This is a genomic window from Embleya sp. AB8, from assembly GCF_049739465.1.
Lineage (GTDB): Bacteria > Actinomycetota > Actinomycetes > Streptomycetales > Streptomycetaceae > Embleya.
Map to the genome: position 1 here is coordinate 24,513 of NZ_JBMHHY010000016.1, position 13,899 is coordinate 38,411.

A 13,899-nucleotide genomic window follows, 5' to 3' on the forward strand; every position below is an offset into this window, starting at 1 on the left:
GCGCGTCGGGACCGGCACCACCACCCCCGCGCCTCCCCACCTCTCCCGACTCCTCTCTCCTCGCGCCCCGCCCGCCCCCTCCCGAAAGGCCCTCGCCGATGGATGTCGTGCTGCGACATCTCTCCGCCTTCACCGACGGCATCACCACCACGCTCGAACTCACCGCGCTCTCCTTCCTCGGCGCGCTGCTGATCGGCGTCGTGGTGGCCGCCCTGCGGGTGTCCCCCGTCGCCGCGCTGCGCGGAGTGGGCACGGTGTACGTGGAGACGTTCCAGAACACCCCGCTGCTGGTCCTGCTCGTGCTGTTCGTCTTCGGACTGCCCGAAGTGGGGGTGATCTTCCCGCTGTTCACCACCGCAGTGATCGTGATCGCGCTCTACGAGGCGGCCTACATCGCCGAGGCGGTCCGCTCCGGGATCAACACCGTCTCGATCGGTCAGGCCGAGGCGGCCCGGGCACTGGGCCTGACGTTCAGTCAGTCGTTGCGTCTGGTGATCCTGCCGCAGGCGTTGCGCGGCGTGGTCCAGCCGATCGGCAACATCTTCATCGCCCTCACGATGAACACCTCGCTGGCCGCCGCGGTCGGCGTGGTGGAGCTGACCTCGGCGGCCAACCGGGTCAACCTCCTGGAGGCCCAGCCGATCCCGGTGTTCGTCGGCGCGGGATTGGGTTACATGGTCATCTGCGCCACGGCCGGGATCGTCACCGGCGTGATCGAGCGAAAGGTGGCGATCGTGCGATGAGCGCATCCCGCGTGTTGTTCGACGAACCCGGGCCGATCGCCCGGCGCCGAATGCGGATCGCCACCGTTGTGGTCGGCGTCCTGGTGGCCGGGTTGCTGGCGCTGGCCGTACGCCGCTTCGCGGACCACGGGCAGCTCGACGCCGACAAGTGGCGGCCGTACACGACCTGGCCGATGTGGCGATACCTGCTGGAGGGCCTGTGGGCCACCGTCCGGGCCGCCGCGGTCGCCACCGCGCTGTCCGTGTGCGGCGGGATCGTCCTCGCGCTCGGCCGGCTGTCCCGCAAGCGGGTGTTGCGCTGGCCGGCCGTCGCCTACATCGAGGTGATGCGCACGGTTCCGGTGCTGCTCCTGGTCTACCTGGTGCTGTTCGGGCTGCCGCACTACGGCATCGACCTGCCGCTGTTCTGGAAGTTGGTACTGCCGCTGTCGGTGTCCGCGTCGGCGGTGTTCGCGGAGATCTTCCGGGCCGGCATCCTGTCCCTGGACCGCGGCCAGCGGGAGGCCGGGCTCGCGGTCGGGCTGACGGACACTCAGACCATGCGGCTGATCGTATTGCCGCAGGCGGTCCGCCGGTTGTTGCCCTCGCTGGTCAGCCAGTCGGTCGGACTGCTCAAGGACACCTCACTCGGCTTCATCGTCAGCTACTCGGAACTGCTGTACAGCGGGCGGATGTTGGCCACCTACAACCGACTGTTGATCCAGACGTACATCATCATCGCCCTCGTCTACATCGTGTTGAACGCCTCGCTGTCCAAGCTGGCCCGCACACTGGAGGCCCGGCAGGGCTTCCGCCCGGCCGGCCGGCGCAACCTGCGCACCCTGTTGGTGCGCTCCGGCGCGGCGTCGAAACGATGAACACCCCCACGATCGTGGGCCGATCGGCTCGGCCCGCCCCGGAACCGGAGGACCCCATGCGCGCCGAGCAGAGCCCGTCCGAGCCCAGTCCGCGCTACGCCGAACTCGCCGAGGTGGTGCGCTCCGGCTTCGTGGAGAGCCGGCACTTCGGCAGCCTGGTCGCGCTGGGCCCGGACGGCCGGCCGGCGCTCGAACTGGGCGTGCCCGGCGAGCCGGTGGTACCACGTTCCTCGGCTAAGCCGTTCCAGGCGCTGGCGTGTCTGCGGGCCGGCGCGCCGCTGCGCGGGGCACACGTGGCGATCGCGGCGGGCAGCCACACCGGGCAGGACTTCCACGTCGAGGCGGTCGAGGAGATCCTGGCCGGCGCGGGCCTGACCGGCGAGGCGCTGCGGTGTCCGGCGAGCCGGCCGGAGGACGAGGCCACGTATCGGGCGATGATCGGGCGCGGCGAGCCGGACACCCGCGAGCGGATGAACTGTTCGGGCAAGCATGCCGCGATGTTGGCGGCGTGTGTGGCGGCCGGGTGGCCGACCGAGGGTTACCTCGACCCGAACCACCCGCTGCAACTGCTGGTCCGCGAGGGTATCGAGGAGTTGGCCGCCGAGCGGGTCGCGCACACCGCCGTGGACGGCTGCGGCGCACCGGTGTTCGCGATGACCCTGACCGGACTGGCCCGAGGCATCCGGGCCCTCGCCATCGCGGGCAGCGGTCCCGAGCGCACGGTGGCCACCGCGATGCGCGAACACCCGGCGTACGTGGGCGGCGACGGCCAGGCCAACACCGAGGTGATGCGGCTGCTCCCGGGTGTCCTGGCCAAGGGCGGCGCCGAGGGCGTCTTCGTCGCGGCGACCACCGCGGGTCACGCGGTCGCCATCAAGGTGATCGACGGCAGCCCGCGAGCAACCACGGCGCTCGCGTTGGCCGCACTGCGCACGCTGGGCGTGGACACGGCGGAGGCGCACGAGTGGACGACGGTCCCGGTCCTCGGCGGCGGCGAACCGGTCGGCGAGGTCCGGGTGAGCTCGCCACTGACGTAGTGCCGGGCGCGGCACCAGTCCAGGCACGGCTCTGGCGTCACCGTGCGGGGCCAGGGCGCGCCCCGCTCGTACCCGGTCCGACGAAACCCCACCACCCGTGTGGCGGCGGGCATTTCGCCCGCTTCGGCACCCTTCGACGCCGGCCGCCCGCGTGCGCCCACGCCGCGCGGGCGGCCGGTACACCCGACCCTCGCGTCCGTGCGCGGGCCGAGCCCGCCGGATGCCCTTCGGGCGCCGTCCCCGGGCCGCCGTCCCGGACCCTTCGAATCCTTCGACCCACCCCCACCATTCACCAGGAGATGCGCGACATGATCGTCAACCCCGGCGCCACCCCCGCCGTCAGCTACGAGATCTGCATCGACGATGTGCCCGGCGCGCTGGCCGCCGAGCAGGTCGGGGCGCACCGGGTCGAGCTGTGCGCGGATCTGTTCGAGGGGGGCATCACGCCCAGCCTCGGCCTGATCGAGACCACGCTGGCCGCCGTCGAGCGCATTCGGGTGCATGTGATCGTGCGACCGCGCGGCGGGGACTTCGTCTACGACCGGTACGAGGCCGCGGCGATGCGGCGCGATGTCGAGGCGATTCGGGCGGCGGGCGCGCACGGTGTGGTGATCGGGGCGCTGACGCCGGAGGGGGAGCTGGATCGGCCGGTGGTCGAGGAGTTGCTGGCGGCGGCCGGTGATTGCTCGGTCACGTTCCACCGCGCATTCGACATGACCCGCGATCCGCACGCGGCGCTGGAGGAACTGATCGAGCTGGGCGTGGACCGGGTGCTCACGTCCGGGCAGGACAGCAGCGTGCTGGAGGGCGCGCCGCTGATCGCCCGCCTGGTCGAGCAGGCGGCGGGCCGGATCGTGGTCATGCCGGGCGGCGGGATCACCGCGCGCAACATCGATCGTATCCTGGCCGCCACCGGGGTCACCGAGGTGCACTTCGCCGCCGGCGAGATCCTGGAGAGCAGCGCGACGCACCGCAACCCGCACCCCTACATGGGGGGTGCGCTGCGCCAGCCGGAGTACGCCCGACGGGTGACCTCCGCGGCCGGGATCCGCGACGTGGTCGAGGCCGCCCGCGACCGCTGACCGGCGACCGGGCCGGGCGGGCGGAAATCTCGGTACGAAACCGGGAATCCGGGCGCCGGGCAGCGATGAGTTTGCGGTTCGGGACAGGTCGGTACTGGTGGAAGGTCCCGACACGCCCCAGCGGCGCGCAACCGAGGTACCGGAGGTCGCGATGACCGACAAACCATTCACCACCTGTCTGTGGTTCGACGGCCAGGCCGAGGAGGCCGCGAACCACTACCTGTCCATCTTCGAGGACGGCAAGCTCGGTCGGATCGGCCGCTACACCGAGGCCGGCCCCGGCCCGGCCGGCTCGGTGCTCGCCGTCGAGTTCGAGATCAACGGGCAGAAGTTCATCGGCCTCAACGGCGGCCCGCAGTTCACCTTCGACGAGGCGATCTCGTTCCAGATCCACTGCGCCGACCAGGACGAGGTGGACTACTACTGGCGCAAGCTCTCCGACGGCGGCGAGGAGGGACCGTGCGGCTGGCTCAAGGACAGGTACGGCCTGTCCTGGCAGGTCGTACCGGACGAGCTGATCGACCTGATCAGTGACCCGGACCCGGTGAAGGCGTCGCGCACCACCGCCGCGATGATGGCGATGGGCAAGCTCGACATCGCCGCGCTGCGCAAGGCGTACGCGGGCGAGTAATCCGCGTGGCGGCCGGGCCTACCCGTGGGTCCGGGCGAAGTCCGCCGGCGACGGGTGGTTCGCGGCGAAGGTGTCCCTGTCCCGCTCGGCCGAGGTCGCGAGCCACCAGGTCGCCGCGCGCTCGACGGCGAGCCGGCCGGCCCACAGGTCGGCCGGGTCGTCGGGCATCAGCAGTTCGGAGACGGCCAGGCAACGATCCGGGTCGATCGGGGCGAGTTCGCCGGCCGCGTCGGCCACGTCCCGCGAGTTCAGGCCGGCCGGCCCGGGCAGGTCCTCGGGGTAGCCGCCCTGCCGAAGGCGATACCCGGTTCCCGGTTCGAGCCCCGCCGTGAGGACGGCCGCGCAGGCCACCGACATCCCGGTCGCAGCGGCGAATTCGGCCACCGCGGCGGCCGGCCACGGCGCCCGGCCGCGGGCCGCGTGCAGCCGGAGCAGCGCGGAGATCCGGTCCATGCCACCCCACCCGACGCACACCCGCTCACCGATGATCGTCCCGAACGGCGGCGCCGCGTCGAACCGGCCGTCGGCGGCGTATTCCAGCACCGGCACGGTCCGGTCGGCGGAGGGCGCCGGCGTCAACTCGATCCGGTAGCCGTGCGCACTGCGGTACACCCTGCCCGACACGGGCCGGCATTCCGCGTCGACGGCCGCCACCTCGAGGACTCGCCAGTGGCCCCCGGGATCGGCGAACTCCGGTACGCCCCAGGCCCGTAGGTGATCACGACGCACCTCGTCCCCGCGCTCGTCCACGGACGGCAGGAGCGCGAGGCGCAGCGCGCGGTTGCCGAGCCGGCCGATCATCGCCTCCCACCCCTGGGCGTGCGCCGGTTCGACCCTCGGCGGGAGTGGTGCGCCGGCGGGGACGGCGGCCAGAGCGCCCAGGCGTTCGAACATCTCCTGCATCTCGGTGAACATCCGGGCCCGCAGGGTGCCATGGTCGGACCGCGGATAGGGCAGCGGTTCGGTGCGCAGCGCGTGGACCCGGGTCGGGTCCTTGGCGGCCGTCGGGTCCTTGGCGGCGGTCGGGCCGTCGGCGGCGGGGGTCGGGTCCAGGTGACGGGCGATCAGGACCCGGCATTCGACGGCCGTCCAGACCGTACCGGCGACGCCGTCCCACAGCCGGTCGGCGGTGATCCCGGGGAGCAGCGGACCGATCGCCGCGCGGATCTCCCGGCAGGTGTCGGCCGTTTCGGGCGACCCGGCGCCGACCGGGATTCGCCGGCCGAGTTCGGTGATCCGGTCGGCCAGTGCCGGGTCGACCGTGCCCAGCACCCGGTCCGCAAGGTCGCGGTCGGCGCGCCGCAGCACCCGCGAGCCGGCCCGGTCGCGCACCGTGAGATGGCGCAACGCGCCTGCGGGTGGCACCAGTTCGCTGCCGGCCGTCCAGCGGTGGCGGAGCCGGCCGACGCTGTGGTAGCCGCCGGCCCGAAGCGGGCGGGCCGGGCCCTGGTACCAGCGTGCGGTGACCGCTCCGGCCGGGTCGACCCGCTCCCACCAGCCCGATTCGCCCCGCCGTAGCTCGGACGCCACTCGCCCGGCGGGCGCGACGAGGGTGACCGGTTCCCATCCCCATCGCTCGCCCGGCGCGAGCAGGAAGGCGGTGAGCCAGTCGTGTTCGAGCCGGTGTCGATGCGCGGGGGCGCTGGAATCCCCGGCGGCGGGCAACTTCGGGTGCCGCGCGTGGCCGATCCGGCGTCGGGCGCCGAAGACCACGCTGCGGTGGCCGTTGGTCACGATGAACGCGTCCGCCTCGGTCGGGTCGACGGAGTCGGCGATGGTCACCGGGTATACGTCGGCGGCATGCCCGAGCCCGGTGAAGGTGTCGAGCGCCCGGTGCCGCAGTTCGTCCACCAGGCCGGCCTGCCAGGTCCGGGCCAGCAGCGCGGCCGGGTCGGCCGCGAAGATCTCCCGGATCGCCGGGCCGAGGTCCGGCCGGGCTCGGATCAGCCGGGCCGGGCCGAGCAGGTCCAGGTGGTGGACGGCCTCGTGCAGCGCGGGCAGGCCGCCGGCCCGGATCGCCTCGACCCAGCCGGCCACCGCGTCGCACACGATGTCGACCAGGCCGCTCGCGGCCAGGACCGCGGCCACGGCGTCCGCCCGATCGCGCAGCACCCCGCCGGGCCGGCCGAGCGCGAGCAGATCACCTTGCCCGTCGAAGACCGCGTCGCGCAGCAGCGGCCGAAAGCGCGGGTCGGCGCCCAGGGCGGCGAGGTCGCGCCGGCTCGTGCGCAGATCGAGCCAGCCGGACAGGGGTAGCGCCAGGTCGGCCGGCGGGTCGGCAACCGGTATGCCGGCCGCGAGCGCGGCGTCGAGCAGATCCAGGTCCGATCCGTGGATTCGACGCCCCGTGTCGGTGGTCGCGGACCTGAGCCGGACCGCGTCGACCACGTCGCAGACCTCGTCGGCGGCCCGCAACGTGTGGGCCAGGTCGCGCAGTTCCCGCTGATCGGCCTCGGTGATCCGGCACCCGATCAGCCGCGCGAGCAGGTCGGCCGGCCGCCGCGCCGCGTCCGCCGCGTCCGTCATGTCCGTCGTGTCCGTTGTGTCGTTGCGCTCGTCCATGGCCGTCCCCGTTTCGTGGCGTGCCGTGCAGTGCCGTGCCAAACCGCCGTCGGCCGGCAGCCACGTTTGTATCAACGAGGTCCGCCGAATGTGTACGAACGGGGTCGCCGACCACCCGAGCACCCGTCCTACCTGCGCAGACGAATTAGCGATATGACTAACTGTCATATCGATGACCCACTCCGTTTCTCCATACGCGGCCGTATGTTCAGCGGGTGTCCGGCCCCCTGCCTTGCCCCGTATCGGAAGCCGATGTTCCGTATGCCCGACCTGTTCACGCGGGCCGGACACGCTGGGGTGCATCCCCGCCGTGTGTCCCGATTCGTCGGCGCCCTCGGTGGTTCCCGCACCACGTTCCCGCACCACGTTCCCGTACGGGTTCCGTACCAGAGGAGGAGTCGTGGGCCGCATCCGGCTCGACGCGCTGACCCGGCAGTTCGGCGACACGACCGCCGTGGACGCTGTCTCGCTCGACATCGAGGACGGCGAGTTCCTGGCCCTGCTCGGACCCAGCGGATGTGGCAAGACCACGCTGCTGCGCATGCTCGCCGGTCTGCTGCCGCCCACCTCGGGCCGCATCCTGCTCGACGACGCGGACATCACCCACACCCCGCCCCGACGCCGCGACCTGGCGATGGTCTTCCAGAGCTACGCGCTCTACCCGCACCTGAGCGTCGAGCGCAACATCGGCTTCCCGCTGCGCGTTCGCCGAATCCCCAAGGACGTGGTCCGCGGCCGGGTCGCCGAGGTCGCCGCCCAGCTGCAACTGGACACCCTGCTTGCCCGCCGGCCCAAGGAACTCTCCGGCGGCCAACGCCAACGCGTCGCGCTCGGCCGGGCGTTGGTCCGCGAACCCAAGGCGTTCCTGATGGACGAGCCGCTGTCCAACCTGGACGCCAAACTGCGCACCGCGACCCGGGTCGAACTCGCGGCCCTACACCGGCGGTTGGCCGCCACCTTCGTCTACGTCACGCACGATCAGGTCGAGGCGATGACGATGGCCACCCGGATCGCGCTGCTCGACGGCGGCCGACTCGAACAGGTCGGCACGCCGACCGAGGTGTACGACGAACCCGCGTCGGTGTTCGTCGCGTCCTTCCTCGGCGCGCCGCCGATGAACCTGATCCCCGGCCGATTGGCGAGCACCGAGCAGGGCCTGCTCCGGGTCGAGGCCCCCGGCGTGGTCGCGCCGCTGTGGCCCGGCCGGGTACCCGCCCGCGAGGTGATCCTGGGCATCCGGCCCGAACACCTGACCCCCGTCGGCGAGGACGCCGCCCGGGACGCGGTGCGGATCCGCGCGGTGGTCGAGGCGGTGGAGAACCTGGGCAGCGAGGAGGTCGCGCTGTGCGCCACCGGCCCGGCCGGCGCCGGCCCGGCCGGTCAGGTCGCGCTGCGCGGGCCGAGGCCACTGCGCCTGGCCCCCGGCGACCCGGTCACGCTGACCGCCGACCCCGCGCGACTACACCTGTTCGACGCCGACTCCGGCCGCCGACTGGTGTGGCAGGGCAGCGCCACCCCGGCCGACCACCCCGCCGCGGTCGTCGGCCGCGGCTGACCCGCGCCCGCCACGCGCCTACCCCCCTCGCACCGACCGACCCGCCATCCCCGCCCCACCTGGAGCCCTCGTGCACCTCCCCCATACCCTTCGACTCGGCTGCGCCGCCGCCCTGATCGTGCTGACCGCCTCCGCGTGCGGCGGCCTGGGCAGCACCTCGGCCGACTCCGGCAAGACCGGGAAATCGGCCGCCGCCGCACCGGAACTGCGCCCGGACCAGAAGGCCGAGATCGTCTTCGAGTCCTACAACCTCTCCCAGGCCGGCATCTGGACCGACACGATCAACGGCCTGGTCAAGGAGTTCCAGGACGCACACCCCAACATCAAGGTCACCGCCCGCCCACCCCAGGGCGGCGCACAGAACGTGGTCGGTTCGCTGCAGAGCCAGTTGGTCGTCGGCAAGGCCCCGGATGTCGCCCAAGTCACCTTCGGCGACCTGGACTTCGCGGTCAACGGGCTCAAGGTCAAGGCCTTGGACGACCTGGTCGGCAAACCCGCCGTACAGGCCGCCTTCGGCGGCACCCACCCGTTCGCGCCGAACGCCCGCACCCTGGGCGACTGGAACGGCAAGACCTACGGCATGCCGTACGTGTTCTCCACGCCGGTGATGTTCTACAACGCCGAGGCGTTCCGCGCCGCCGGCCTGGACCCGGACCGGCCGCCGAGCACGTGGGACGAGGTCAAGCAGGCCGGGTTGGCGATCAAGGCCAAGACCGGCAAGGGCGGGGCGTACGTGGACTGCGCCACCGCGCCGTCGGGCGACTGGTGCCTCCAGGCGATCGTCGGCTCCAACGGCGGCTCGGTGATCTCCGCCGACCGCAGGCAACTCACCTTCGCCGAGGCCCCGGCGGTCTCCGCCGTCGGTACGCTCGCCGACCTGGTCGCCTCCGGTGCCTCGCCCAATCTGACCCAGGCCCAGGCCATCGACGCGTTCAGTCGGGGCAATCTCGGCATGGTCCTGGAGAGCAGCTCGCTCCAGGGCACCTTCCAACAGGCGGCCGGCGCCGCCAAGTGGGAGCTGCGCGCGGCGGCACTGCCCGCCTTCGCCGGCAAGCCGACCGTGCCGACCAACTCCGGCTCGGCCCTGATGGTGCTCGCCGACGATCCGGTGAAGCAGCGCGCCGCCTGGGAGTTCATCACCTTCATGACCAGCGACCGCGCCTACACGCAGATCTCCAGCAGGATCGGCTACCTGCCGCTGCGCCCGTCCCTCGTGGACGACCCGGCGGGCCTGAAGCCGTGGGCGGACAAGAACCCGCTGCTCGCGCCCAACCTGGCCCAGCTGGACCGACTCCGGCCGTGGACGTCCTTCCCCGGGAACAGCTACGTACAGATCCGCGACCTGCTGATGCAGGCCGTCGAGGCGTCCGTCTATCAGGGCAAGGACCCGGCGGCCACGCTGGGCGAGGCCCGCCGGCGGGCCGAGGCACTGCTGCCGAAGTAGTCGGACCGTACCCGCATTCGAACCGTACCCGCATTCGGACCGTACCCGCGTTTCGTTCACCCCAGCTCCGGAGGAATCCCGTGCGTACCCCCAGCCACACTCTGATCCAGTTCAGTGACGTCCATGTCGTGCCCGAGGGCACCCTGCTGCACGGCAGCGTGGACACCCTGGCCAACCTGGAGACCGCGCTCGCCGAGGTCGAGCAGGCCGAAGTCCGGCCCACCGCACTGCTGTTCACCGGGGACCTCGCGGACGCCGGGGATCCCGCGTCCTATCGCCGGCTGCGTGCCGCCGTCGAGCCCGCCGCCGCCCGGATCGGCGCGCCCGCGCTGTTCGGGATGGGCAACCACGACGCCCGCGAGGCCTTCCGCGAGGGCCTGCTCGGCGAGGAACCCACCGACCTGGTGCGCGACTTCGTCGCCGAGTTCGACGGGCTTCGGGTGATCATGCTGGACACCAGCGAACCCGGGCAACACCACGGTGATCTGACGCCGGCTCAACTGGACTGGCTGCGCGACCTGCTCGCCGAGCCGGCCGCGCACGGCACGATCCTGGCCCTGCACCACCCGCCCATCCCCTCGCCGCTCGAGGTGCTGGAGCTGCTCACGCTGCGCCCGCACGCCGAACTCGCGGAGCTGGTCCGCGACTCCGACGTCAAGCTGATCGTCGCCGGACACGCGCACCACGCCACCTGTGGGGTACTCGGCGGTGTGCCGGTGTGGGTGGCCCCCGCAACCGCGTACGGCGCCGACGTACTCGCACCGGCCGGGCTGATCCGGGGCTACACCGGCGGCGGCTACACCCGGATCGACGTCTACGCCGACGGCGCCACCGCCACCTTCGTGCCGATCGGGCGCGGCGCGCCGGTGTACGAACTCGACGCCGAGACGCTGCGCCGCTACCTGGCGGAGCACCTCCCGACGCAGGGCTGAGGCTCGCCGGTGTTCGTCGAACTCGCCCGCCCGGCACCCGCGTCGGCGTCGATCGCCGCGTCGACGCGGGCCCGCCCGGGGTTGCTCCGCCGGCTCGCGGCAACCGCGCCGCCCTACCTCTACCTGCTCCCGGCGCTGACCCTGCTGATCGTGTGGACGTATCGGCCGTTCGCGCAGACCGTGCAACTGTCCTTCTACCGCTGGAATCTGCTGCCGACCACGCCGATGGAACCGGTCGGACTGGACAACTACCGCCGGGTGTTGGCGCTGCCCGAGCTGCACGACGCGCTGATCAACACCGGGTGGTACGTGCTCGGCCTGTTGCCGTTCTCGGTGGTGATCCCGGTCGTGATCGCGCTGCTCGCGCAGCACGTCCAGGGTCGCAGTCGGGCGGTCTACCGGGCGCTGATCTTCGTACCGACCCTGGTCACCCCGGTGGCCACGGCCGCGGTGTGGCGCTGGTTGCTCGAACCCGAGGGCGGTCCGGTGACCCGGGCGCTGACCGCGTTCGGGATCGGGCCGGTCAACGTCTTCCGGGAGCCCGGGCCGGCGCTGCTCGCGCTGATCGGGATCTGCGGCTGGCAGATGATCGGCTTCGCGGTCGTGGTGGTCTCGGCGGGGCTGTCCGGGATCAACCGGGACTATGCCGACGCGGCGGCCCTGGACGGGGCGACGCGGGCGCAGATCGCCCGACGGATCACCCTGCCGCTGCTGTCCCCGACGCTGGTCTTCCTCGCGCTGATGACCATCCTGCTGTCCGCGCAGTGGACCTTCCCGCTGATCGACACGCTCACCCAGGGCGGGCCGGGCGGGGCCACCACCAACATCTACTACCTGCTGTGGCAGTTCGGCTTCCGCAGCTTCGACGCAGGCTACGCGGCGGCGGCCGGAACGGTGTTCTTCGTCGGCTTCGCGGTGGTGGCGATGGCCTTCGTCCGGCTCGCCGACCAGCTCAGCTTCCACGACGACTGATCCACCGCAGCCGATGCCACCGCGACCGATTCCACGGCTACGGGTTCCACGACTACGGATTCCACGACTACGGATTCCACGACGACTGAGAGACGATCCCCATGTCCACCGCAGCTATCTCCGGCGCCTTCGTCGAAGTCGAGGCCCCCGCACGGCGCGTGGCCCAATCAGCGGTCCCGATCCCGCTCCCGGCCGCGGCCTCGGCCTCGACCGACGATCGGCCCGTGGGCAGTCAATCCCGAGGCCGCACGCTGGTCGGGCATCTCGTGCTGGCCAAGCTGAGCGTCGTGTGCGTGTTCCCGGTCTACTGGATGTACGTGGTCGCGCTGCGCGAACCCGGCGACGCGCTGGGCCAGTCGCTGCTGCCCGGGCCACCGTCCCTGGCCAACGTCCGGCATGTGTGGGAGTCGATCCCGATCGCACGGATGTTGCTGAACACGTTCGCCGTCGCCCTGGCCACCGCGCTGGGTCAGACGTTGATCAGTCTGTTCGCCGCATATGCCTTCGCCGCCTGGAAGTTCTTCGGTCAGCGGGCGCTCTTCCTGCTGTTCGTGGGCAGTTGGCTGGTGCCGTTCCAGGTCACCATGATCCCGAACTACGTGATGTTGTCCAACCTCGGACTGCTCAACACGCTGGCCGGGATCGTGGTGCCCACGCTGTGCTCGGCGATGGCGGTGCTGATGCTCCGGCAACACCTGGCCGCCTTCCCGAAGGAACTGCTCGACGCGGCCCGGATGGACGGGCGCACCTCATGGGGCACGTTGTGGACGGTCGTGGTGCCCAATCTGCGACCGGCGCTGGCCTCGCTGTTCATCCTGCTGTTCATCTCGGCCTGGAACGAGTACTTCTGGCCGGCCATGGTGCTCCAACGCGCCGACTCGGTGGTCCAAGTCGGCATCCGCGGCTTCATGGGCGCCGAGGGCAACAACTGGGGCGCCCTGATGGCCGCGTCCGGCCTGGCCTGCCTGCCGATCTTCGCGGTGTACGCGCTGCTCCAGCGGCACGTCATCGACGCCTTCGTCCGCTCCGGCCTCAAGTAGCCGGCCACCATCCCTGGGAGATCCCCATGTCGCTCGCCCCGCACACCCAACCTCCGGTCGCCGAACGCCCGTTGCTCAACCTGCGCGATCTGGCCGACGTGTCGCCCGCCGACCCCGACGGCCGGATCCGTACGGGCCTGCTGTATCGCTCGGCGGGCCCGCACAACCTCGCCGCCGACGCGGCGGCAACGCTGCTCGACGAACTGGGCGTCGCACTGATCCTCGACCTGCGCAGCGACCTCGAACGCAGCGCCCGTCCGTGGCCCGAACTCCCGGCCGGCGTACGCGTGCACCCGCTCGCCATCGCCCCGACGGCAAGCACCAGCACACCGGTCTGGCCGGACCCGTTCGGCCCGGTCGAACTCGGCCGCTGGTACGCCGCGTTGGCGGTGCAGAACGCCGCCGATCTGGCCGCCGCCGTCCACCTCCTGGCCGCGCCGGACTGCCCGCCCACGTTGATCCACTGCACGGCCGGCAAGGACCGCACCGGCATCGTCGTTGCCGCCCTGCTCGAACTCCTCGGCGCCACACCGGAGTCGATCACCGCCGACTACACCCGCACCGAGGACGCGCTACCCGCGATCCGGGCCACGAACGGTATCGCCGTCCCCGGCCTGGACCACACCACGATGCCGGCCGTGCTCCTGCAGGCCCCGGCCGAGGCGATGCACACGTGCCTGACCGAACTGCACGCCACCCACGACGGGTTCACCGGCCTGCTGACCGACAACGGCGTTACCGAGCAGCACCGCGCGGCGCTACGCGAGCGTCTTCTGGCCGCCGGCTACGAGGGCTGAGCACCGTAGGTAGACCCACGCGGCAGGGCCCGGCACACCAACTGCCGGGCTCCGCCGCGTACTCGTGGCGTCGTCGACGCGGACGGCTTCCTCGCCATCGTCGACCGGAAGAAGGAAGGACCTGGTGATCCGAGGCGGCTACAACGTCTACCGGGGTCGGGCGGGCCGAGCGGGTCGGGCCGCGTCCGGTGCGTGGCAAGTCGGGTGCGGCGTGCCGAGGTTGCCGTCGGGTCCGCACCGGCGGCGG

The 13,899-nt window shown here is 72.0% G+C and carries 12 protein-coding genes; 11 read left to right on the forward strand and 1 reads right to left on the reverse strand.

Annotation, left to right across the window (positions count from 1 at the left end):
• Positions 1-98: 98 nt before the first annotated feature.
• From ABIA38_RS24020 to ABIA38_RS24040, 5 genes are all read left to right on the forward strand, one after another.
• Positions 99-743, forward strand: coding sequence for an amino acid ABC transporter permease (locus tag ABIA38_RS24020; RefSeq protein ID WP_424640857.1), 645 nt, complete (start codon positions 99-101; stop codon positions 741-743).
• Positions 740-1,600 carry an amino acid ABC transporter permease gene (locus ABIA38_RS24025; RefSeq protein ID WP_424640858.1) on the forward strand — a complete coding sequence of 287 codons (861 nt, stop codon included), beginning with the start codon at positions 740-742 and terminating at the stop codon, positions 1,598-1,600. Before ABIA38_RS24020 ends, ABIA38_RS24025 begins: the two co-directional genes overlap by 4 nt.
• A complete protein-coding gene (locus tag ABIA38_RS24030; protein ID WP_424640859.1) occupies positions 1,597-2,637 on the forward strand; it encodes an asparaginase in 1,041 nt (346 codons plus the stop codon). Before ABIA38_RS24025 ends, ABIA38_RS24030 begins: the two co-directional genes overlap by 4 nt.
• A 308-nt stretch (positions 2,638-2,945) precedes the next feature.
• Positions 2,946-3,719 (forward strand): copper homeostasis protein CutC, encoded by a 774-nt coding sequence (locus ABIA38_RS24035; RefSeq protein ID WP_424640860.1) that lies wholly within the window; start codon positions 2,946-2,948, stop codon positions 3,717-3,719.
• 151 nt (positions 3,720-3,870) lie between these two features.
• Positions 3,871-4,350, forward strand: coding sequence for a VOC family protein (locus ABIA38_RS24040; RefSeq protein ID WP_424640861.1), 480 nt, complete (start codon positions 3,871-3,873; stop codon positions 4,348-4,350).
• 18 nt (positions 4,351-4,368) lie between these two features.
• On the opposite strand, the gene ABIA38_RS24045 is transcribed toward ABIA38_RS24040, so the two are convergent.
• Positions 4,369-6,912 (reverse strand): hypothetical protein, encoded by a 2,544-nt coding sequence (locus ABIA38_RS24045; RefSeq protein ID WP_424640862.1) that lies wholly within the window; start codon positions 6,910-6,912, stop codon positions 4,369-4,371.
• 400 nt (positions 6,913-7,312) lie between these two features.
• On the opposite strand from ABIA38_RS24045, the gene ABIA38_RS24050 reads away from it, so the two are divergent.
• The 6 genes from ABIA38_RS24050 to ABIA38_RS24075 all read left to right on the forward strand — a co-directional run bounded on the left by ABIA38_RS24050 (position 7,313) and on the right by ABIA38_RS24075 (position 13,652).
• On the forward strand, positions 7,313-8,467 hold the full coding sequence (locus ABIA38_RS24050) for an ABC transporter ATP-binding protein (protein ID WP_424640863.1): 1,155 nt from the start codon (positions 7,313-7,315) through the stop codon (positions 8,465-8,467).
• Positions 8,468-8,537: 70 nt separating this feature from the next.
• Positions 8,538-9,911 (forward strand): ABC transporter substrate-binding protein, encoded by a 1,374-nt coding sequence (locus tag ABIA38_RS24055; protein ID WP_424640864.1) that lies wholly within the window; start codon positions 8,538-8,540, stop codon positions 9,909-9,911.
• Between the two features lie 80 nt (positions 9,912-9,991).
• On the forward strand, positions 9,992-10,843 hold the full coding sequence (locus ABIA38_RS24060; RefSeq protein ID WP_424640865.1) for a metallophosphoesterase: 852 nt from the start codon (positions 9,992-9,994) through the stop codon (positions 10,841-10,843).
• Positions 10,844-10,852: 9 nt separating this feature from the next.
• Positions 10,853-11,815, forward strand: a complete 963-nt coding sequence (locus ABIA38_RS24065) for a carbohydrate ABC transporter permease (RefSeq protein ID WP_424640866.1) — start codon at positions 10,853-10,855, stop codon at positions 11,813-11,815.
• 101 nt (positions 11,816-11,916) lie between these two features.
• On the forward strand, positions 11,917-12,855 hold the full coding sequence (locus ABIA38_RS24070; protein WP_424640867.1) for a carbohydrate ABC transporter permease: 939 nt from the start codon (positions 11,917-11,919) through the stop codon (positions 12,853-12,855).
• Positions 12,856-12,881: 26 nt separating this feature from the next.
• Positions 12,882-13,652, forward strand: coding sequence for a tyrosine-protein phosphatase (locus ABIA38_RS24075; protein WP_424640868.1), 771 nt, complete (start codon positions 12,882-12,884; stop codon positions 13,650-13,652).
• Positions 13,653-13,899: the final 247 nt, after the last annotated feature.